Origin of the sequence: Sagittula sp. NFXS13, assembly GCF_040148795.1 — a bacterium.
In the GTDB taxonomy this organism is placed as follows: Bacteria; Pseudomonadota; Alphaproteobacteria; order Rhodobacterales; family Rhodobacteraceae; genus Sagittula; species Sagittula marina.
This window is the reverse complement of record NZ_JAGEMH010000001.1, coordinates 505,055-525,179: the sequence shown is the minus strand read 5'-3', so window position 1 is coordinate 525,179 and position 20,125 is coordinate 505,055. Positions and strand designations below refer to the sequence as shown.

Genomic DNA, 20,125 nt, shown 5'->3' with positions numbered 1-20,125 from the left:
TCAGGCGCGCAGTTTTTCGTCCACGATCTCGGCCAGTGACTCCGTGCGGGCGGCGATATCGGCCAGCGCATCGCTTACGTTGGACGGGATCACCGGGACTTCGACGCGCTCCGGCTCTGGCTTTGGCGCGGATTTCAGCGCCTCGACCTCGGCGCGCAACGCCTGCATCTGCCCCTCGGCCTCGCGCAGCTTTTCTTCCAGACCTGCGGTCTTATCCGCCAGCATCAGTCCCGCCATCAGCAACATGCGACCTTCGGGAATACGGCCGATCTGTTCGACCAAGACCTGCGCCTCGGCATCGAGAAGGGCTGCCGCCGACTGCAAAAAGGCTTGCTCCCCTTCCTGACAGGCGACCTGAAAGACGCGCTCACCGATATGGATGTCCACTTCGATCTGGCTCATGCGTTCACCTCATTGTCACGATTGGCCCCGGCTTCGGCCAGCAGCGGCTCCAGCGTCTGCAGCAGGGCCTCCGCCTCGGCTGCATCCACCGCGCGGCTCGCACGCATGGCCTCCAGCTCCGCGGCCAGGGCTTTGTTGATCAGCTGCGTGTCGCCGACGCCCATGGCGTTGGCCTCGCGCAGGGCTGTGTTGCTTTCGGCAAGCGTGGCATTGGCCGCCCGCAGACGCTGCACCTCGGTGTCCAGCGCCTCGATGACATTTGCATCCGCGGCAACCGGGGCTTCCGCCGGCGCACCTGAGACCATCTTGTCCTTCAGGTGGCGCATCCGTTCCGTCAGTTGCGCATTGGCGAGTTTCTCATCTTCCAATGCCTCGCGCACCAACCTCAATTCATCCTCGATCCGCGCCCACTCTTCGGAGGGGATCTCTGCCGGGGCGGCCTCGGGCGCCTGTGCGGCGCTGGCGGCAATGGCGGCTTGGGCCTCGGCACGCACGGCGGCAAGCGCCGCCTCATGGGCCTCGCCCGCCTGCTCAAGGGCCGTTTCCACGGCCGCGGCAATCGCCTCTTCCTGCGCGGCGGTGGCCTCGTCGCGCGCGTTGGCCAATGCGGCCTCCTGCGCCTCCGCCGCCTCCTGGCGCGCCGCCTCCACGGCAGTCTCCAATGAAGCCACGGCGTTTTCCTGTGCATCGACCAAGGCGGCCTCTGCCGCGGTCAGCTTCTGTTGCAGCGCCTCGATCTCTGCCGTGTCCGCGCCGGGTTGATAGCTTTCCAGCCCCTGCCCGATGCGGTCGAGCGCGCGCATGATCCGCGCCTGCATGTCGTCGATCTGGGTCATGTGCCCTCTCGCCCCTCGTAATGCCTTGACCCTTGCCATCCTGATTCCGGTGCGAATCAGCCCTGGGTCATTTTGCAATAACTTTATCAAGGGACCTTAGCAAATGCGCCCCCTTTTGATCACAACACCTTAGACGGCGGCTTTCATCCGGTTTTGCGCCACATGTGAGCGCAAACCTTGCCTTTCGGCCATTCGCTGTTAAGGAAACTGCAAACATTGCAAACCAAGGAACATCACGGTGGATATCCAAGAGCTTCGCACCCGCAATCCGGAACACTGGATGCGCTCGACCGCGATCCGGGCCCTGGCGCTCGACGCCGTCGCAAACGCCAACTCAGGCCACACCGGCATGCCCATCGGCATGGCCGACGTTGCGACCGTCCTGTTTTCAAAGCACCTCAAGTTCGACGCAAAGACCCCCGGCTGGCACGACCGCGACCGGTTCATCCTGTCCGCGGGCCACGGCTCCATGCTGATCTACTCGCTGCTGTACCTCTGCGGCGACGAAGAAGTCACACTCGACCAGATCAAGAACTTCCGCCAGTCCGGTGCAAAGACCGCCGGCCACCCGGAAAACTTCCTGCTCAAGGCCGTGGAAACCACCACAGGCCCGCTGGGTCAGGGCATCTCCAACTCCGTCGGCTTTGCCATGGCAGAGGAAATGCTGCGCGGCCGGTTCGGCAAGAAGCTTGTCGACCACCACACCTATGTCATCGCCGGTGACGGGTGCCTGATGGAGGGCGTCAGCCAGGAAGCCATTGCCATCGCGGGCCGCCACGAGCTGTCCAAGCTGATCGTCTTCTGGGACAACAACGACATCACCATCGACGGCAAGGTGTCCCTGTCCGACAAGACCGATCAGGTGATGCGCTTCAAAGCGGCTCAATGGCACGTTCAGGAAATCGACGGTCACGATCCCGACGCCATCGACGCCGCCATCGAGGCCGCCAAGAAGTCCAACAAGCCGTCCATGATCGCCTGCAAGACGCACATCGCGTTGGGCCACGCGGCTCAGGACACATCCAAAGGTCACGGCGCGCTCACCAATGAAGAGCAGAACGTCGCCGCCAAGGACGCCTGGGGCTGGACCACAGGCCCGTTCGAGGTGCCCGCAGATGTAAAATCCTGGTGGGAAGAAGTCGGCACCCGTGGCGCGGCGGACCGCACCGAATGGGAAGGCCGTCTGGCCGAGGCCAGCGAATCCCGCCAAAAGGAATTCGAACGCTGCATGACCGGCGAGACGCCCAAGAAGCTGTCGGCCACGATCAAAGCGCTGAAAAAGCAGCTGTCCGAAACCCAGCCAAAGGTTGCGACCCGCAAGGCGTCGGAAACCGCCCTCGAAGTCATCAACCCGATCATGCCGGAAACCATCGGTGGCTCTGCGGACCTGACCGGCTCCAACAATACGCTGACCGGCGACATGGGCGTCTTTGACACCGATAACCGCAAGGGCCGCTACGTCTACTGGGGCATCCGCGAGCACGGCATGGCCGCCGCCATGAACGGCATCGGTCTGCACGGCGGTCTGCGCCCCTACGGCGGCACCTTCATGGCCTTCACCGACTACGCGCGCCCTGCCATGCGCCTGGCCGCACTTATGAAGACCCCGACCATCTTCGTGATGACCCATGATTCCATCGGTCTGGGCGAAGACGGCCCGACACACCAGCCGGTCGAACACCTCGCGATCTCGCGCGCCACGCCGAACACCCTTGTCTTCCGCCCTGCGGACGCCGTGGAAACCGCCGAGGCCTGGGAAGTTGCGCTGAACCAGACGGCGACGCCTTCGGTTCTGTCGCTGACCCGCCAGAACCTGCCCACCGTCCGCACCGAGCACAAGACCGCCAACCTCACCGAGAAAGGCGCCTACGTGCTGGCCGAGGCAGAGGGCAAGCGTCAGGTGATCCTGATGGCGACCGGCTCCGAGGTGGAAATCGCTCTGGCCGCGCGCGACGCCCTGCAGGCCGAAGGCATCGGCACCCGCGTTGTCTCCATGCCCTGCATCGAGCTGTTCGAGCAACAGGACGAAGCTTACCGCCGCAAGGTTCTGCCAGCGGGTCCGGTGCGCGTCGCCGTCGAAGCCGCCGTGCAGTTCGGCTGGGACAAGTGGCTGTTCTCCGAGCGTGGCAAGCGTGACAAGGGCGCCTTTGTCGGTATGCCCGGCTTTGGGGCCTCCGCGCCTGCGGATGAGCTTTACCAAAAGTTCGGCATCACCGCCGAGGCTGTGACCGCCGCCGCCAAGGGTCTTCTCTGACCCACGCGTGACCGCGCAAAGATAATATCAACAGGCCTCCGCCCCGGCGGGGGCCTGTTGCATTTCAAGGACCCCCGGATCGACTGGCTGCCAATCGCACGCCCTGGTGCGGATCGCTGCCACGCCACCCAGCCCTCCGCCTTCGTCAACCGACCAAATTGGCGGCATGGACTCTCACCGGAAACACGACAAGAGTTCACAAATCAGTGTGGTACCTTGAGGGAATATTAACACTTAAGATTGCTTTGCAAGATTAGAAAACAACCCAAGGTGAAGCAACCTCTTGAAATTCTTGGTCAATCCCCGCTTGTTAGTCTTAAATTAATCTTTGTAAGGTGAACTAAGGTGAACGCGGAGAGAATGAATGCCCAAGCAGGATCGGATCATCGACGTTATGGCCGCCAACACACCAGAGTATCCGCGCCGACATCATACGCGCCGCCTCGCCTCGGTCTCCCGACTCAAGATGGAACCGGCCCGACGCAATCTGATCAATTATGCTGAAGTGGGCTTTCGCTCCATCGCCACAAACCCCGGGAACGTCGTCTCTTCTTGCCAGAAACGGAAAGAATATCGACGCGACCAGAAGGGCGAGCGCTGGCTTGAAGAAATTCCGCCGCCATCAGCACCCCTCTTATCGACCGAGCCTGACATGACATCAGGCACCCTCTCTGACACAAACTATACCCCGCCACCTTGTCCAACAGGTGCCGCACGCGCCACGGACACGAACAACGACGATCTGGTTCTCAAAACCTGGTGGGTTTTCCCTTTTGCGATCCTAGGCGGTCTCATCTGGGTGCTTATCGCGGTCTTGCTCACGCGCCTCATCTAAGCTCGCGGCACTTCGCAAGCCTGCAGCCATTTGCTCAGAGGCGATCCAGAACCGCCCGCGCCGCGCGCAGCCCCGGCTCTTCGCCGTCCCGCCCCAACCGCTGCATCGTCAGGTCCATGGCGGCCTGCTGGCGTTCCGGCGCATTCAAAACCTCCAACATGCCTGCGCTGATGGCAGCAGGGTCGCAGTTTTTGCCAATGAACTCCGGTATATCACGGGTTTCGCTGACCAGATTGACCAAAGTCACCGTGTCCACGATCAACAGACGTCCGATGATCTGGCGCGACAGCCACGACATGTCGTAGGCGATCACCATCGGCGTGCCCACCGCCGCAAGCTCCAGCGAGACCGTCCCGCTCGCCGCCAGCGCCACATCCGCCGACCGGAACGCCGCCTGCTTGGCCTGCGAATCCTCCGGGGCGATCACGGTGACAGGCACGCGCCATTCCGGCACAGCCTCGCGCACCATCGGCTCCACCTGTCGACCTGCAGGCAGCACGAAATGCAGATCAGGCCGCGCAGCCTTCAACCGCTCTACGACATCTTGGAACACCGGCATCAGCCGCGACACTTCCGAACGCCGAGACCCCGGCAACAGCAGGCACAAATCGCCCGTCGGGATATGCTCTGCCCGCCATGCCGCCGCGTCTTGTGCGCTGGCCACAGGTTCCATCACGACCGGATGACCGACAAAGTCGCAGTCGATGCCCACGGCCTCCATGTAGGGCGGCTCAAACGGCAGCAGCGCCAGCACCTGGTCCACGACGCCAACCATCTTTTGCGCGCGCCCCGGACGCCACGCCCAGACCGTTGGTGCCACGTAGTGCACGACGCGAATATCGGATTCCGCCTTCACCAGCTTGTTCACACGAAGGGAAAATTCCGGCAGGTCGATGGTCACCAGCACATCCGGGGACCAGGCGATAACGTCATCCGCCGTCTCGCGGATACGGCGCTTCAGCGCCCAGTATTCCTTCAGGATCTCCGTGATCCCCATGATCGAAATTTCATCCATCGGAAAGATCGACTGAAGGCCCTCCGCCTCCATCAGCGGTCCGCCGATGCCGCGAAATTCCACCTCCGGGCACAGCTGGCGGACCCCCTTCATGAAGGCCGCACCGAGTTTGTCGCCAGAGGCCTCTCCCGCCGTTACAAAAACCCGCATCACGCGCCCCTTTTCCGTATCCAGAGGAACAGCCCGGCGGCCGCCAGTGCATCGCCCACCTGCGGCTGTCCCAGGACCATGACCCCGTCTGCTTCGACAATGATCCCGCTCAGACCCGCCTTGGCCGCCCCGTGCACCGTCCCCGGACCAATCGCGGGCAGATCCGCGCGACGATCTTGTCCGGGCTTGGGCGCTTTGTACAACACGCCACCGGAGGCATCCGTCACGCGGTCGAGCATGGCGTCGGTCCCGTCCTCGCCCTCGCGCGCCAAGACCGTAGCGCCATGCAGTACGCAGGCTTGCCCCAAGTCGGCGGCCGCCTGCGCAGCGCTCACCTGATCGCCAAGGCGCGCGGTGGCCTCGAATCCATCGGGCAGAACGCCCCAGACACCCGCCACAGGAAGCAACGAGGGCGCAGCCTCATGCGCGGCCAGCATCCGAAATCCGGCGTCCTCGAAAATCCTCATGGCGATGCGCAAGGCGCCATCATCGCCACGCCTCAAGGCGCGTACCACGCGCGGCACCAAGGGCCAGGTACGCCAGCCGATCCGCCGCAGCGACAACGATGGCCGAGAGATTGCGCCGCAAAAGCAAATGGTTGTTACGCCGCGCCCATGCAGCCAGTGCAGCAGATCGCCCAACCCCTCCAAGGGAAACACGCGATCCACGGACACCCCGTCCGGCCTGTGACCTTCGAGCGCACAGACCACCACCGGACCGTCATGCGCGGCCACCACGGCGGCAGGCAGATCCCCCCGCCCGGCAATCAGCGCCAGCATCAGCCCGGCGTCAGGAAAGAACGGTCGCTGTCGCCCAGAACGAAATCCACGATCTCGCGCACGTAATCGCTTTGGGTCTCGTTCCCCAGGCGGCGCGCACGCTCCTGAAAAGCGCCCTCGCCCTGTGCCAGCATCTGGAACGCAGCCCGCAGCGCGGTGATGTCCTCACGCGCAACGCCACGGCGTTTCAGCCCAACAAGGTTCAGCCCGTCCAGCTTGCCGCGCGGCCCCTGCACCAGACCGTAGGGGATCACGTCGTTGGTCACCATGGTGACAGCCCCGATGATCGCGCCCTTGCCGATGCGCACCCATTGGTGCACGCCCGACAGACCGCCGACGATCACGTCATCCTCGATCACGCAATGCCCGGCGAGCGCCACGTTGTTCACCAGGATCACGTTGTTGCCGACCTTAACGTCATGGGCCACGTGGCAGGCCGCCATGAACAACCCGTCGTTGCCCACTTCGGTCACACCGCCACCGCCTTCGGTGCCGGTATTCATGGTAACATGTTCACGTATGCGGTTGCGTTTACCGATCCTGAGAGAGGTCTTCTCGCCCCGGAACTTCAGATCCTGTGGGATCTCGCCGATCACGGCGAAGGGAAAGATCACCGTCTCTTCGCCAACCTCGGTCGTGCCGGTCACGACAACATGGCTTTTCAGCTCCACGTTGGCGTGCAGTGTCACGTCCGGACCGACGTGGCAAAAGGGACCGATGCGCACCCCCTCGCCCAACTTGGCGCCGGGTTCGATCACCGCAGAAGGATGGATCAGATCACTCAAACCGGAAGCTCCATCATGGCGGTGAATTCGGCCTCTGCCGCAACTTCGCCGTCCACGGTGGCCGTGCCCGCGAATTTCCAGACCTTGCCGCCGGGCTTGCCACGCAGGGTTTCCACCTTCATGCGCAGCTGATCGCCCGGAACAACTTTGCGGCGGAATTTGCACTTGTCGATGGACATGAAGAAAACCTTCAACTCCTTGTCCGCCAGATCGAGCGCAGCGCCCACCATCACGGCCGTGGTCTGGGCCATCGCCTCAACGATGGTCACGCCGGGCATCACAGGCATCCCGGGAAAGTGGCCCTGAAAATGCGGCTCGTTCATGGTGACGTTCTTGATGCCGACCGCGCTGTTGGTGCCGTCGATCTCTTCGACGCGGTCCACCAGAAGGAACGGGTAGCGGTGCGGAATAATCCGCTGGATCAGCTGGATATCAGCAGAAAGAAGATCATCGCTCATCAGGTAGGCTTTCTCTCGTGTCACTTGTATACCGCAGTACCAAGCCCACAGCGCAGGAGCAAGCGCAGGCCGTTCAGGGCTGGTCCGTCGCGGCCTCAGGCGTCGGCGCATCCGGCGTGTCCTCGGGCGTCGTCACCTCGTCGTCGGGCGTCGGCGCATCCTTCGCGTCATCGGACGTCGCCGCCTCCGGTGTCACGCCACCCCCTATATCGTCGTCCTCGGCGCGCGCATCAATCAGCGCAATGGCGCGATCTGTGACGTCCACGGCATCGGCTGTGATGACAACATCGCGCCGCTCGATGATGACCAGCGCGTTTGACGCGCGCATCAGGGTCTCCAACACCGGGCGCGCGGCCTGAAGGAACTCCCGGCGGTTCTCATCACCGCGATTTCGCAGCGACTCTGCCTTGGCGTCCTGCTCCGCGCGCAGCCGCTGGACCTTCTCATCGAACTCTTCGGCCAGCTTGCGAAAGTCTTCGCGCGGCAAAGAGCTCCGCTGGCCCGTCAAGGTCAATTCCTCGGCCGTCAGCTCTGTCTCTATGCGCCGGTTCTGCGCCACGATTTCTGCACTGGCCTGCTCGATCTCGTCGTTCAGCTGCCGCCCATAGGCGCTTTCTGAGAACATCCGGTCGATGTCGACAACAAGGACGTTGCTCTGGATCATGCCCAGATCCGAAGATTGCGCAAAGAGACCGCCGGAACAGGTCCCGGCGGCCGCCAACATCAGGCTGAACACCAGCCCGCGCATCCGATCAGAATTCCGTAGACACGGTCAGGTTGAAGTTCTTGACCTCGTCGTACTTGCTTTTCTTCAGCGGCTCCGAGAAATCAAGCCGAAGCGGACCAAGCGCGCTGTCCCACAGCACGGAGAAGCCGACGACATGCCGCGCCTCGAAATCCGAGGACACGATCTCGCTGCCGGTTGCACCGGTTGCGTTGTCGTTCACACCCCAGACAGAGCCGACGTCGTAGAACAAACCGCCGGCGATGCCATATTCTTCGGGCAGACCCACGGGGAACTCCGCTTCGAACCGGGCAACGGCAAAGTAGTTGCCGCCCAGCGGATCTTCGTCGCCGCCATTGATTTCACGCGGGCCAATGCCGCCATATTCAAAGCCACGCATCAGGTTCGGCGAAATGGTAAACCGGTCAGTCACGCGGCTTTCGCCCTCGCTGTAGTTAAGCGCTCCACCTTCCACCGTGGCGCGCAGTGTGACTTCCTCGCTCCACACCTGGGTCTGGGCAATCGCCTTCAGCGAGGTTTTCACGTAAGACGTATCCCCCCCGACGCCGCCGAAATCCTGCCCGAATTCCAGACGCACCCGGCTGACCGGGGACAGACCTGCCCGCGCGGTATCGTACGTGTACAGGTAGCCAAGCGAACTGCTGGACCGTTCGCCCTCGGCGGCCTCGGTCGCGATAACGCCCATGTCGTTGGTATCGACACCGATCGCGTTACCCGCGCTGATATCAGACAGAAGATACTTGTAGTTCAACTGCAGGCGACCATTGTCGGACACCGGGAACGCGATGGACGGTGAAAAGATCCCGTTTGTCGTGTCATATGTCGACGACCCAAGGCTGTCGGTTTCGGCATAGTTCAGCCGCAAACCGAATGTCAGGTCCCGGCCCATCAACGCCGGTTCAACAAAGTTGATGCCGTACTGCCGCGCAGAAGACGACGTGTTGACCGTAAAGCCGAACGTCTGGCCGCGGCCAAGGAAGTTGCGCTCCGAGAAGGAGATGGCCGCACCGAAACCGCTGGACGACGAATAGTTGCCGCCGAAGGACAGCGACCCGGTGGGCTGTTCTTCCACATCCACATCGACGATGACCTGCTGCGGTGTCGATCCTTCGCGAGCGTTCACGTCCACTGCCGCAAAGAAACCCAGCGCACGAATACGCTCAGCGCTTTCACGGATGGCACGCGGATTGAAAGGGTCGCCCTCTACAACGTCAAACTGACGGCGCACGACGCGGTCCAACGTGGTGGAGTTGCCCTCGATGTCGATCCGCTCAACAAAAATACGCTCGCCGCGCACCAGGTTGAACGACACATCCAGCGACAGATCGCGGTCGTTGCGGTCGATCCGGGGATCAACCCGGACAAAGTTCAAACCTTCGCGGATCGCCAGCTTTTCCAGCCGCGCGATTTCGTTTTCAATGCGCGCCGGATTGTAGACCGCGCCGGAGCGCAGCCGCAGTGCATTCTGAAACTTGTCCGTATCCACCTCGGGCAGGTCGGAATTCACAGAGACATTGCCGACCTTGAACTGCTGGCCTTCTTCGACGTTGAACTGAACGAAATAGCCGTCGCGTTCTTGCGCCAGCTCGCCATTCACACCCTGGATACGGAAATCGACATAACCGCGCGACATGTAGAAATCGCGAAGCAACTGTTTGTCGAATTCGATACGATCCGCGATGAACGTGTCTTTCTTGATGATCGCACGCAGCAGGCCGGCTTGCTTCGTCTCGACCACGCGGCGCAAACGGCGATCGGTATAGATCGTGTTGCCCACGAAGCTGATGCGCTCGACTTCGGACACGCCGCCTTCGAAGATCTCGAACACCAGATCGACGCGGTTGTCGTTGCGGCGAATGACCTTGGGCGTAACGCGCGCGGCCAGACGGCCCTGCACGGTGTAGGCCTCGGCAATGGTCTGCGCATCCTGCTCCGCCAAGCGCGGGCTGAACACCCGGCGCGTCTGGCTTTGCACCATGGGAGCAAGGTCTTCATCCTTGATGCGCTGATTGCCCTCGAACACGATGCGGTTCACGGTGGGATATTCAACGACGCTGATGACCAGGGTGTTACCCTGCGGCGCAATATCGACGCTCTCAAACAGGCCGGAGCCCAGAATGCGCTGATAAGCATCGTTCAATTCCCCGGCGCTGACGCGCTGTCCGCGGGCAATACCGGCGTAGGTCAGGATGGTCCCGTCCTCAACGCGCTGGTTGCCATCGATCTGGACGTTGGAAAAGCTATAGGACTGCGCGTAGGCAGCTTGCGGTGCCACAAGAATACTTGCGCCTGCACCAACTCCAAGCGCCATGGACAGACACACGGCCTGCACTGCGCCATTCAGGCTTTTGTTTTTCATTGTTCCCTGCGCGCCTCGCGCGGAAATGACTTCAGCCATTTTCGCTATCCACTTCGACATCCCTTGCCGATGTGACTAGACGGATTGAGCAGGCTTGTCAAAAGCCGATGGCTGGAAAACGGGCAGATCACGGCAAGCAGTCGCGTCAATCCCCACGCGCGCTACGGGATATTGGAGTGCCTGGGCGCGTAGATCGCGCTGAGCCTGCGCGGCTTACTGCGCCAGCATCCCGACATAAGCGCCAAGGAAGAGGGCGAAGACGACGGTGAAGACATACAACAGTCGATCATAGTTAATGCTCACAAGCAGGCTCATGCTGCGGTATCCGGCTGTGATCGTTGCCATGACAATAGTCCTTGAATGCAGATGTGGAACACGACCTTCGCGTCGGCTCAACCGCTTTATGCACTGAGATTCTGGCCTGAATTGGGCAAAAACGTTAATTTTTACGTCGGACTGCGAAATAATCTCTGCGGGATTGGGTGCTTTGTTCTGTGTGACGCCGCAATCCGCTCACCGAACCTTCAAAATGCAAAAGACCGCCGCGATGGATCGCAGCGGTCAGAATCTCTCCGTCTTCAACGATCGGACGTTACGGGCAGAAGATCAGGTCATTGGTCAGGCCAAAGAGCATCATGGCCAGAACAAGCGTCAGACCGACCGACATCAGCACCTTCAGCGCACCGTCGCTGGGCGGTTTGCCGAAAACAGCCTCGTAGGCGTAGAACACAAGGTGCCCGCCATCCAGAACCGGGATCGGGAACAGGTTCAACATCCCGATGGCCGTGGACAGCACCGCAATCAGCCAGATAAAGCTGACGGTGCCCTGGCTCGCCATATCACCCGCCGTTTCCGCGATGCCAATGGGGCCGGACAGGTTACAGGTGCTGATCGCGCCGGTTGCCATGTGCCACAGGCCGGAGACAGAGCCAGACATGATCGTCCAGACCTGCCGAACGCTGCCCCAAAGCGCATCGAGGAAAGACGGCGTGACCGTCTCCGGCTCAAAGATCTGGCCGCTGCCAAGACCAATGCGATAGACCGTCCGGAAGCCCCCTTCGGGCAGCGGTTCATCCATGCGGCGCGCTTCGAGCGTCTTGTTCAGCACCTCGCCATCGCGCCAGATTTCCAGCTCGACCGGCGCACCTTCGGAGGCTTCGATCACAGCCGGCAACTGCATGAAGGAAAAGACCTCCTGCCCTTCCAGCTTGGTGATCACGTCGCCAACCTGCAGGCCGGCGTCCATCGCGGCCGACCGCGGCACAACGCTGCCGACGATGGGTGCGCGCAGGTATGGACCTTCGACGGTCAGCTCGTTGCCATCGCGCAGCACGGTGTAGTCCAGCAAAGGCTGTTCCGGCAGACCGCTCACGAATTCGGAATAGGCCACGCCGTTTTCCTGACTTGGGATCGGGTTGCCTTCGATGGCGAGCACCTGATCGCCGTTGCGCAGGTTCTGGGTGTAGGGCGTCGGCTTCAGCTCGTCGATGATCAGCGGATCGGCCGCGACACCGCGATACAGGAACACAGCCGTGAAAATGACGATGGACAGGACAAAGTTGAACACAGGACCCGCCGCGACGGTCGCCGCACGCGCCCACAACGGGGCGCCGATCATGGTGGACCGCTTGTCATCCTCCGACAGGCTGTCCATCACACCCTCTTCGGCAATGGCGCCAGAGGCGTTGCCGTCACCGCGGAATTTCACGTAGCCGCCAAAGGGAATCGCGGCCAGCTGCCACTTGGTGCCATCGCCATCGACACGGGAGTAGATCACCGGCCCGAAGCCAAGCGAGAAAACCTCCGGGAAGATCCCGGATTTCTTTCCCACGATGTAATGACCATATTCGTGGATCGCGATGATCACCGACAGGGCGATAACAAAGAACACCGCCGTCCACAGGACACCCCCGAAGGATGAACTCAAAGTCGTCAGATCCAAAATACGCCCCTTCTAGGTCCTGCCAGCAATTATATTTCCCGCCTCTACCCGAGCGAGATGGTCGGCCTCGACAACCATATCAAGGCCAAAGTCGTCATCAATATGTCGCAGTCTGGGCGAAACGCGGGAGAGCACCTCTTCGACCACCTCCGTCATCCGGGTAAAGCTTATGGCCCCGTCAATGAAGCCGTCCAAGGCAACTTCCTTGGCCGCGTTGAAGGCCGCGCCGCACAGGCCCCCGGCTTCCATCACCTCCCGCGCCAGTCGCAGCGCAGGCCAACGTATCTCACATGCGGGCCGAAAGGTCATCTGCCCGAGCTTCACAAGGTCGAGACGCTCCACAGGCAGCGGCTTGCGCTCCGGGTGATGCAGGGAAAAGCCGATCGCATGGCGCATGTCCGGCGGGCCCACATGGGCCATGAGCGCCCCGTCATTGAAACCAACCAGCGCGTGGATCATGCTTTCGGGATGAACGACGGTTTCGATCTTGTCAGCTGACAATCCAAAAAACTCTTTGGTTTCAATCAGCTCCAAAGCCTTGTTAAACATTGAGGCGGAGTCGATAGTGATCCGCTGCCCCATGTCCCAGTTGGGATGGGTGGCGGCCTGCGCCGGCGTGGCCTTGGGCAGATCCTCGATGGGCCAGTCTCGGAAAGCGCCGCCGGAGGCGGTGATGATCACACGCTCCACGGCATCGAGATCCTCGCCGATCAGCGCCTGAAACACCGCCGAATGCTCCGAATCCACCGGCAGAAGCCGCCCGCCGTGCGCCTGCGCCGTGCGCAGCATCAGCTGACCGGCGCAGACCATACTTTCCTTGTTGGCCAGCGCGAGGGTAGCGCCCCGTTGCAGCGCGCGCAGGCCCGGTTCCAGCCCCGCCGCGCCGACAATGGCCGACATCACCCATTCGGCGGGTCGGTCCGCAGCCTCCAGCAAAGCCTCGCGCCCGGCAGCGGCCTCAACCCCGGAGCCTGCAAGCGCCTGGCGCAACTCGTCGAGCCGCGTCTCATCCGCCGTGACCGCAAGGTCCGCGCGCAGACGGATCGCATCCTGTGCAAGCTGTGCGATGTTCTGCCCGCCGGTCAGCGCCACGACATCGTAGGCCTCCGGCTCGCGGGCGATCAGGTCGATGGTGTTCTGACCGATGGATCCGGTCGCGCCAAAGATGGAAACCCGCCGCATGTCGTTCCTGTCCTTCCGCCGTTTGGCCGGTCGCTTACTGTGCGATCAGTCCCGGCGGGAAATCTACGATCTGCGTGGCGAACACAAGGAAAACCGCCGCCCCCAGCATCCCGTCGAAACGGTCCAGCAATCCACCGTGTCCGGGAATCATGTTCGAGCTGTCCTTGACGCCAGCTTTGCGCTTGAGCGCGCTTTCGGCAATGTCCCCGATCTGGCTGGCCATGCTGACCGCGATGGAAATGCCGGCCAGACCAGCGCTCGCACCCGTGATCCATGCAAAAAGCAGGCCCACAATCGCCGCCGCGACCCAGCCCGCCACGGTGCCCGACCATGTTTTCTTGGGCGAAACCTTGGGCCAGAACTTTGGCCCGCCAATGGCGCGTCCCGCGAAGTAGCCAAAGACATCTGTCACAACCACGGTCGTCAGCAACCAGAGGATCCAGACCAGCCCGAGGTCATCGCGCAGGCTCATCATGCCGTATCCGGCAAAGACGATAAGCGTGGTAAACACGCCGTAGCGCGTGGCACCCTGCTCCATCCGTGCAAAGCCCAGCATGGCCGGCACCATCAACAGCGGCAGCGCAAAGCTGCCCGGCAGACGGATGGCCACCAGCGCCACGAGAAAGGTCGCTATGCCCAGAACGTACTGCGACTTGGTCCGGCCCGTGTCGAGCAGGCAGACCAGCTCCCACACCATGATGCCGGAGGCCGCAGCGATCAGCAGGTGGAACACCCAGCCCCCCATCGCGACCCCGAACACGCCCACGGCGAGCATCACCACAGCAGAGGCCAGCCGAACCTTCAGATCATCCCAACGATGCGAACTCATGCCTTCACCGCCCCGAAGCGGCGGTCCCGCTTTCCATAAGCGCCGCAAAGCCTGCCGAATTCTTCGGGGCTGAAATCGGGCCAAAGTGTATCAATGAACTCATATTCCGCATAAGCCGACTGCCAGAGGAGAAAGTTGGACACGCGCGCCTCGCCACTGGTGCGGATCACCAGGTCAGGGTCGGGCAGCACGTGTGTGTCCAGATAGCGCGGCAACGTCTCTTCGCAAATGTCAGCGGGGCACAGTTTGCCATCCGCCACATCCTGCGCCAGCCGTTGCGTGGCGCGGGCGACCTCGTCTCTGCCGCCGTAGTTCAGCGCAATGGTCAGATTCGTCCCGGTGCAATGGGACGTCATGCGTTCCGCCTCGTCCATCAGGCCGCGCAGCTTGGCGTCCAGCCGAGGACGGTCGCCGATGAAACGCACGCGCACGTTTTCTTTTACGAAGGCCTGCATTTCTTTCATGATGTAGCGCCGGAAGAGGCTCATGAGGCCGGCGACCTCGACCTGTGTACGTTTCCAGTTCTCTGTCGAGAAGGCAAAAATGGTGAGATAATCCACACCCACACCGGGGCAGGCCTCAACGATTTCGCGCACGCGACGTGCCCCTGCGTGGTGGCCGAACAGGCGGGGCCGTCCGCGCATGGTGGCCCAGCGGCCATTGCCATCCATGATGATTGCCACGTGGCGTGGTCCACCCCGATCAGGACGAGTCTTGGATGTCATGAAGGGCCCTCCGGCGCGGCAATCTCTTTTGGCTGTGGTCGTCATAGACCAAAGCATAGGCGTTGCCAAAGAGTTAGTCGTGCATAGTTTGTGCAGCCGGCTTTTTACGCATGCTTCTGCCAGTGGCGCGCATGCAAAAAGGGGCGGTCACCCGCCCCCTGTTCGCCGTCATCGGTGTCCCGAAGGGTCACACCTGCATGATTTCTTCTTGTTTGTTTTCGAGCGACGAGTCGATTTTCTTGATGTAGCTGTCGGTCAGCTCCTGGACTTCGCTTTCCCAGAGCTTGGCGTCATCCTCGGACATGTTGTCCTTGTTCTTGCGGATCTGTTCCATGCCATCGCGGCGCACGTTGCGTACGGAGACGCGGGCGTGTTCGGCGTATTGGCCCGCAACCTTGGTCAGATCCCGGCGGCGTTCCTCGTTCAGCTCGGGGATCGGCAGCATGATGATGGTGCCGTTGAGCTGCGGGTTGATGCCAAGGCCGCTTTCACGGATGGCCTTTTCCACCTTGCCGACCAGCCCCTTGTCCCACACGTTGATGGTCACCATGCGCGGTTCCGGCACGTTGACCGTGCCCACCTGGTTGATCGGTGTCATCTGCCCGTAGGCGTCCACCTGCACCGGTTCCAGCATGGAGGCAGAGCCGCGCCCGGTCCGCAGCGAGGCGAATTCGGTCTTCAGGTTGCTCATGGCGCCATCCATGCGGCGCTGGAGATCGTCGGTGTCGAGTTCGAATTGTTCGGACATGAGCCTGTGCCTCGTTGGGATAACCTTCGTCAGTGCGGAGGCTTAGCCCGTCCGGACGCGCAGATCAAGAACCGCCCGACCCGCATGTGATGTGGGCAGGCCGAAGGATCTACACGGAGCTGCGTTAATCATAAGGGTCCATTAACGCCTCCTGTGCGAAACAAGGGCATCGGGTGCGGCTGATGCTCGAAAGCCCGAAAACCATGCACAAACGACCAGACCGGATAGTCCATGCACGTCTGCCTAATCCTCTTTCCCGGTTTTCCCATGCTGGGATACGTCCTGATCCGCGAGGCTTTGCGGATTGCCAACCTGTGCGCGGGACAAGCGCTGTTCAGCTGTCGCATCCGCACGGTGACGGGAGATCCCGTGACCGCGTCGGACGGGACGGTGATCGCGGCGGACGCGCAGGATTGGGAGGGGGCGCAGGGCTTTGATCTGCTGGTGCTGTGTGCCGGGCCCGATCCGCTGGGCCATCTGCCCATGGGGTTGCGCGGCTTCCTGCACCGGGCGGAGGCCGCGGGCGCGACGCTTGCGGGCCTCGACCAGGGGGCGCTGATCCTTGCGCGGTTGGGGATGCTCGACGGACGCGAAGCAGTGCTGCCGCCCGACCCGGAGCGCAGCTATCCTGCGGTGGCCTTGTCACGCCGCACCCATGTCTTTGACCGGGATCGGCTGACCTCGACCGGAGGGCTGGCCGCCGCAGAGGCGCTGCTGGACTGGATCGCGCGCGCCCGCTCCCCGGCGCTGGCGGCGCAAACCGGGGAGGCGATGGCGATCGGTCGGGTGGCAGACAACAGCCGCCGCCAGCGGCTGCCGGACAGCAGCGATCCCGTCATGCAAAAGATGCAGTCGATCATGGCCGCCCATCTGCACGACCCGATGCCCCTGCCCCGCATCGCCGCTGAACTGGAAATGAGTCTGAAACAGCTCCGCCTGCGCTGTGACAAGGCGCTGCGCAAGACGCCGATGCAGATCTATCTGGACCTGAGGCTAAAGCGGGCCGCACAACTTGTGGAGGACACGGCCCTGTCGGTGTGCGAGATCGCAGCGGCGACGGGGTTTGCGTCGCCCTCCGCCTTCACGCGCAGCTATCGCAGCCACTTTGGCAAGCCGCCGCGCGCGGAGCGTGCCGACCGCAAACGCCAGGCCAAGCCAAAAACGGCCAAGCTGCGCCGCCTGAAAGCGCAGGCAGCCCCCACCACGTGGGCCGAAGATTCGCAGGCCACCCGCCCGACAGTGGCGGCGCCGTCGGCCTCAAGCACAGGCTGAAACGCAAACGCGCCCCGAAAGAGCAATCTCCGAGGCGCGTTGAAATTCTAGAACCGTGATATCAGGGAATCACGCGGGTGAAGGTGCCCTGCCCGCTCAGGATGCCTTTGAACCCGCCGGGTTCGTTGAGCGAGAAGACCACCAGCGGCATCCGGTTGTCACGCGCCAGCGCAATGGCGGAGGCATCCATGACCTTCAGGTTGTCGCGCAGCACCTCGTCGTAGGTGATCTCGTCGAACCGCTTGGCGTCGGGATTAAGCTTGGGATCGCTGTCGTAGATCCCATCCACGTTCTTGCCCATCAGGATCGCTTCGCAGGCCATTTCCGAGGCGCGCAGCGCTGCCGCCGTATCGGTCGTGAAATACGGATTGCCGGTGCCTGCGGCGAAAATGCAGATCCGCTTCTTTTCAAGGTGGCGGACGGCGCGGCGGCGAATGTAGGGCTCTGCCACCTCATCCATCCGAATGGCCGAAATCACGCGGCAATAGGCCCCCAGACCTTCGAGCGCGGATTGCATGGCCAGCGCGTTCATCACCGTGGCCATCATGCCCATGTAATCGGCGGTGGTGCGTTCCATCCCCTGCGCCGACCCGGCCAGACCGCGGAAGATATTGCCACCGCCGATCACCATGCAGATCTCGGTGCCCAGATCGTGCACGGCCTTGATCTCGCGCGCGACACGTTCGACGGTCGGCGGGTGCAAGCCGAAGCCCTGGTCGCCCATCAGCGCCTCACCCGAAATTTTCAGCATCACGCGATTGTATGTGGTCGCGGGCGTATCGGTTTCGCTCATGTTGCGCTCCTTGTCGGCCGGGGGATAATGTTGCTGGCATATCTGGCGGAAAAGCCCGCCCGGTGCAATGGTGCTGCACTGCGGAATATGCGCAAGCTTTGCGTTTCACCACATGAGGACACGACCTGACCATGCCCCTAGGCCCTGCACTGCGCGCCCGGATCGACACGTTGGACCCGGCGCGCCCCGTCCTGATTGCAGGCCCGACGGCGAGCGGCAAATCCGCGCTGGCGCTGGAGATTGCAGAACGTCAAGGCGGGGTGGTGGTCAACGCCGATGCCTTGCAGGTGTTCGACGACTGGCGTGTGCTGACCGCGCGCCCCTCGGTCGCGGAGGAAGCCTGCGCGCCCCACAGGCTGTATGGCCACATCGCGGGCAGCACCGCCTATTCGGTGGGGGACTGGCTGCGTGAGGTGGCGTCTGTATTGCACGGCGCGCGGCCCATCATCACCGGCGGCACGGGCCTGTATTTCACGGCGTTGACGGAAGGTCTCGCCGAAATCCCGCCGACCCCGCCGGAGATACGATCCGAGGCCGATGCGCGCCTCGCACAGTATGGCCTCGACGCGATGGTGGCAGAGCTTGACGCCGCCACCGCGCAGCGCATCGACCTGCGCAATCCGATGCGGGTGCAGCGCGCCTGGGAGGTGTTGCATGCCACCGGGCGTGGACTGCGCGCCTGGCAGGAGGACACACCGCCGCCGCTGCTGCCGGTCACGGAGACGCAGCGGTTCTTGTTCGATGTACCAAAGGACTGGCTGACGCCACGCATCGAACGCCGTTTTGATCTGATGCTGGCGCAGGGCGCGCTGGAGGAGGCACGCTCCAATCTTGACACATGGACGCCCGCCCTGCCCTCTGCCAAGGCCATCGGTGCGGCGGAGCTGATCGCGCACCTGCGCGGCGAGATGACCCTGGCCGAGGCGACCGACCGCGCCACGATCCTCACCCGACAGTTTGCCAAGCGGCAGCGGACATGGTTCAAATCGCGTATGTCGGACTGGCCGAAGGTCACGCCGGAGGATCTTTCATGAGCGATGTGACACACCAGCGGCGCCGAACATGAGCCGCCCAGGGTTCCTCAAGAACCCCATGCCGCCCGCGCCCGCCAAGACGCGCGGGGCAATCAGGGCTGGCTCCTTCATGCCGGAATTGCAGGCCGCGCCCTGGCGCTACCATCTGGCCCATGACCGCGAGGACGTCACGCTGCTCTGGATCACCAAAGGGCAAGGACGGGCGGTCGTGAATGGCGTGCGACGGGGGCTGAGCACGCATATCGCGCTGTGGCTGCCCGCCCGAACGCTGTTTTCCATCGAGCTTCAGCCCGGCACGCAGGCGCTGTTCGTCCAGGCGCCAGCGGGCCTGGCGCCGCAGGAACCGCAGGCACCGGTCTTGCTGCGCATCCGGGACGGCTATGGTCAGGCAGAGCTGACCGGCGAAATCGACACCATGCACCGGGAATTGCACGCCAAACGCCCCTTGATGCAGGACGCGCTGGAAGCGCGGGCCGCCTTGATCGGGATCTGGCTGCACCGGCAGATCGAGGCCGGGGCCGCCGACGCGCCGCAGCCAACCGCCGCACAACGGCTTGTGCAGCGCTACGCGGCAGATCTGACGCGCCATTTCCGGACGCCGCGCAGCATGGGCAGCTATGCCGAAGCGCTGGATGTCACCGCGACGCATCTGACCCGCTGTTGCCGCGCCTGCTGTGGCAAGACCGCCGCCGACCTTCTGGCGGAACGGCGACTGCACGCCGCGCGCATCGCGCTCGAAAGTCCGAAGCCGCCGGTGCAGGATGTGGCGAAGTCGCTGGGCTTTTCCTCCCCGGCCTATTTCGCGCGTTTCATCCAAAACCACACCGGGGTTTCGCCGACCGAGTTGCGCCGCGCCGGACGCAAGCCCGCCACACTGCGGTCTACATTTTAAGCAAGGCTGCCGCACCCGCCGGGCCGGCGGCACGACGCCAATGCCCCGCGCGCGCCCATTCCAGACGTTGACGCGATGCGTTAGATCATG

The 20,125-nt window shown here is 62.8% G+C and carries 20 protein-coding genes; 5 read left to right on the top strand and 15 right to left on the bottom strand.

Annotation, left to right across the window (positions count from 1 at the left end; translation table 11 throughout):
• A complete protein-coding gene (locus J4E08_RS02485; RefSeq protein ID WP_349537159.1) occupies window positions 1-402 on the bottom strand; it encodes a cell division protein ZapA in 402 nt (133 codons plus the stop codon).
• Window positions 399-1,238 carry a hypothetical protein gene (locus tag J4E08_RS02480; RefSeq protein ID WP_349537158.1) on the bottom strand — a complete coding sequence of 280 codons (840 nt, stop codon included), beginning with the start codon at window positions 1,236-1,238 and terminating at the stop codon, window positions 399-401. Before J4E08_RS02480 ends, J4E08_RS02485 begins: the two co-directional genes overlap by 4 nt.
• Before the next feature lie 238 nt (window positions 1,239-1,476).
• Here J4E08_RS02480 and tkt point away from each other — a divergent pair, with 238 nt between their 5' ends.
• Together tkt and J4E08_RS02470 are read left to right on the top strand one after the other, a co-directional pair.
• Window positions 1,477-3,492: a transketolase gene (gene tkt, locus J4E08_RS02475; RefSeq protein WP_349537157.1), complete on the top strand. Its 2,016-nt coding sequence runs from the start codon at window positions 1,477-1,479 to the stop codon at window positions 3,490-3,492.
• 364 nt (window positions 3,493-3,856) lie between these two features.
• Window positions 3,857-4,327 carry a hypothetical protein gene (locus J4E08_RS02470; protein ID WP_349537156.1) on the top strand — a complete coding sequence of 157 codons (471 nt, stop codon included), beginning with the start codon at window positions 3,857-3,859 and terminating at the stop codon, window positions 4,325-4,327.
• A 34-nt stretch (window positions 4,328-4,361) separates the two neighbouring features.
• Here J4E08_RS02470 and lpxB read toward each other — a convergent pair whose 3' ends face one another.
• From lpxB to frr, 12 genes are all read right to left on the bottom strand, one after another.
• Entirely contained in the window at window positions 4,362-5,492 is a 1,131-nt protein-coding gene (lpxB, locus tag J4E08_RS02465; RefSeq protein ID WP_349537155.1) for a lipid-A-disaccharide synthase, read from the bottom strand.
• Entirely contained in the window at window positions 5,492-6,271 is a 780-nt protein-coding gene (locus tag J4E08_RS02460; RefSeq protein ID WP_349537154.1) for an LpxI family protein, read from the bottom strand. Before J4E08_RS02460 ends, lpxB begins: the two co-directional genes overlap by 1 nt.
• Window positions 6,271-7,056 (bottom strand): acyl-ACP--UDP-N-acetylglucosamine O-acyltransferase, encoded by a 786-nt coding sequence (lpxA, locus tag J4E08_RS02455; protein WP_349537153.1) that lies wholly within the window; start codon window positions 7,054-7,056, stop codon window positions 6,271-6,273. Before lpxA ends, J4E08_RS02460 begins: the two co-directional genes overlap by 1 nt.
• Window positions 7,053-7,514, bottom strand: a complete 462-nt coding sequence (fabZ, locus tag J4E08_RS02450) for a 3-hydroxyacyl-ACP dehydratase FabZ (RefSeq protein WP_183964259.1) — start codon at window positions 7,512-7,514, stop codon at window positions 7,053-7,055. Before fabZ ends, lpxA begins: the two co-directional genes overlap by 4 nt.
• 73 nt (window positions 7,515-7,587) lie before the next feature.
• Window positions 7,588-8,262 carry an OmpH/Skp family outer membrane protein gene (locus J4E08_RS02445; protein ID WP_349537152.1) on the bottom strand — a complete coding sequence of 225 codons (675 nt, stop codon included), beginning with the start codon at window positions 8,260-8,262 and terminating at the stop codon, window positions 7,588-7,590.
• A 4-nt stretch (window positions 8,263-8,266) separates the two neighbouring features.
• Window positions 8,267-10,618 carry an outer membrane protein assembly factor BamA gene (gene bamA, locus J4E08_RS02440; protein ID WP_502949231.1) on the bottom strand — a complete coding sequence of 784 codons (2,352 nt, stop codon included), beginning with the start codon at window positions 10,616-10,618 and terminating at the stop codon, window positions 8,267-8,269.
• Between the two features lie 213 nt (window positions 10,619-10,831).
• A complete protein-coding gene (locus tag J4E08_RS02435) occupies window positions 10,832-10,963 on the bottom strand; it encodes a hypothetical protein (protein ID WP_349537151.1) in 132 nt (43 codons plus the stop codon).
• Window positions 10,964-11,210: 247 nt separating this feature from the next.
• Window positions 11,211-12,560: an RIP metalloprotease RseP gene (gene rseP / locus J4E08_RS02430; RefSeq protein ID WP_349537150.1), complete on the bottom strand. Its 1,350-nt coding sequence runs from the start codon at window positions 12,558-12,560 to the stop codon at window positions 11,211-11,213.
• A 12-nt stretch (window positions 12,561-12,572) separates the two neighbouring features.
• Window positions 12,573-13,742 (bottom strand): 1-deoxy-D-xylulose-5-phosphate reductoisomerase, encoded by a 1,170-nt coding sequence (gene dxr / locus J4E08_RS02425; protein ID WP_349537149.1) that lies wholly within the window; start codon window positions 13,740-13,742, stop codon window positions 12,573-12,575.
• 34 nt (window positions 13,743-13,776) lie between these two features.
• Window positions 13,777-14,571, bottom strand: a complete 795-nt coding sequence (locus tag J4E08_RS02420) for a phosphatidate cytidylyltransferase (RefSeq protein WP_349537148.1) — start codon at window positions 14,569-14,571, stop codon at window positions 13,777-13,779.
• A complete protein-coding gene (gene uppS, locus J4E08_RS02415) occupies window positions 14,568-15,296 on the bottom strand; it encodes a polyprenyl diphosphate synthase (protein ID WP_183964249.1) in 729 nt (242 codons plus the stop codon). The genes J4E08_RS02420 and uppS overlap by 4 nt, the downstream gene beginning before the upstream one ends.
• Before the next feature lie 187 nt (window positions 15,297-15,483).
• Window positions 15,484-16,044 (bottom strand): ribosome recycling factor, encoded by a 561-nt coding sequence (frr, locus tag J4E08_RS02410; protein WP_183964247.1) that lies wholly within the window; start codon window positions 16,042-16,044, stop codon window positions 15,484-15,486.
• A gap of 267 nt (window positions 16,045-16,311) precedes the next feature.
• Here frr and J4E08_RS02405 point away from each other — a divergent pair, with 267 nt between their 5' ends.
• Window positions 16,312-17,316 carry a GlxA family transcriptional regulator gene (locus J4E08_RS02405; RefSeq protein ID WP_349537147.1) on the top strand — a complete coding sequence of 335 codons (1,005 nt, stop codon included), beginning with the start codon at window positions 16,312-16,314 and terminating at the stop codon, window positions 17,314-17,316.
• A 61-nt stretch (window positions 17,317-17,377) separates the two neighbouring features.
• Here the strand turns inward: J4E08_RS02405 and pyrH are convergent, their stop codons facing one another.
• Entirely contained in the window at window positions 17,378-18,109 is a 732-nt protein-coding gene (gene pyrH, locus J4E08_RS02400) for a UMP kinase (RefSeq protein WP_183964243.1), read from the bottom strand.
• A 131-nt stretch (window positions 18,110-18,240) separates the two neighbouring features.
• Here pyrH and miaA point away from each other — a divergent pair, with 131 nt between their 5' ends.
• The gene (miaA, locus tag J4E08_RS02395) at window positions 18,241-19,143 is read left to right on the top strand and encodes a tRNA (adenosine(37)-N6)-dimethylallyltransferase MiaA (RefSeq protein ID WP_349537146.1); all 903 of its coding nucleotides are present in this window, start codon (window positions 18,241-18,243) and stop codon (window positions 19,141-19,143) included.
• A 28-nt stretch (window positions 19,144-19,171) separates the two neighbouring features.
• Complete coding sequence (locus J4E08_RS02390) at window positions 19,172-20,035, top strand: helix-turn-helix domain-containing protein (RefSeq protein WP_349537145.1); 864 nt, start codon at window positions 19,172-19,174, stop codon at window positions 20,033-20,035.
• The last annotated feature ends 90 nt before the right edge of the window (window positions 20,036-20,125 follow it).

Bases quoted from the DNA above. Each gene is read 5' to 3' on its own strand.
- lpxB (WP_349537155.1), bottom strand. From the start codon at position 5,492: ATGCGGGTTTTTGTAACGGCGGGAGAGGCCTCTGGCGACAAACTCGGT.
- J4E08_RS02390 (WP_349537145.1), top strand. From the start codon at position 19,172: ATGAGCCGCCCAGGGTTCCTCAAGAACCCCATGCCGCCCGCGCCCGCC.
- bamA (WP_502949231.1), bottom strand. From the start codon at position 10,618: ATGAAAAACAAAAGCCTGAATGGCGCAGTGCAGGCCGTGTGTCTGTCC.
- J4E08_RS02420 (WP_349537148.1), bottom strand. From the start codon at position 14,571: ATGAGTTCGCATCGTTGGGATGATCTGAAGGTTCGGCTGGCCTCTGCT.
- J4E08_RS02485 (WP_349537159.1), bottom strand. From the start codon at position 402: ATGAGCCAGATCGAAGTGGACATCCATATCGGTGAGCGCGTCTTTCAG.
- J4E08_RS02435 (WP_349537151.1), bottom strand. From the start codon at position 10,963: ATGGCAACGATCACAGCCGGATACCGCAGCATGAGCCTGCTTGTGAGC.
- J4E08_RS02470 (WP_349537156.1), top strand. From the start codon at position 3,857: ATGCCCAAGCAGGATCGGATCATCGACGTTATGGCCGCCAACACACCA.
- J4E08_RS02480 (WP_349537158.1), bottom strand. From the start codon at position 1,238: ATGACCCAGATCGACGACATGCAGGCGCGGATCATGCGCGCGCTCGAC.
- J4E08_RS02405 (WP_349537147.1), top strand. From the start codon at position 16,312: ATGCTGGGATACGTCCTGATCCGCGAGGCTTTGCGGATTGCCAACCTG.
- J4E08_RS02445 (WP_349537152.1), bottom strand. From the start codon at position 8,262: ATGCGCGGGCTGGTGTTCAGCCTGATGTTGGCGGCCGCCGGGACCTGT.
- uppS (WP_183964249.1), bottom strand. From the start codon at position 15,296: ATGACATCCAAGACTCGTCCTGATCGGGGTGGACCACGCCACGTGGCA.
- fabZ (WP_183964259.1), bottom strand. From the start codon at position 7,514: ATGAGCGATGATCTTCTTTCTGCTGATATCCAGCTGATCCAGCGGATT.
- J4E08_RS02460 (WP_349537154.1), bottom strand. From the start codon at position 6,271: ATGCTGGCGCTGATTGCCGGGCGGGGGGATCTGCCTGCCGCCGTGGTG.
- dxr (WP_349537149.1), bottom strand. From the start codon at position 13,742: ATGCGGCGGGTTTCCATCTTTGGCGCGACCGGATCCATCGGTCAGAAC.
- frr (WP_183964247.1), bottom strand. From the start codon at position 16,044: ATGTCCGAACAATTCGAACTCGACACCGACGATCTCCAGCGCCGCATG.
- pyrH (WP_183964243.1), bottom strand. From the start codon at position 18,109: ATGAGCGAAACCGATACGCCCGCGACCACATACAATCGCGTGATGCTG.
- miaA (WP_349537146.1), top strand. From the start codon at position 18,241: ATGCCCCTAGGCCCTGCACTGCGCGCCCGGATCGACACGTTGGACCCG.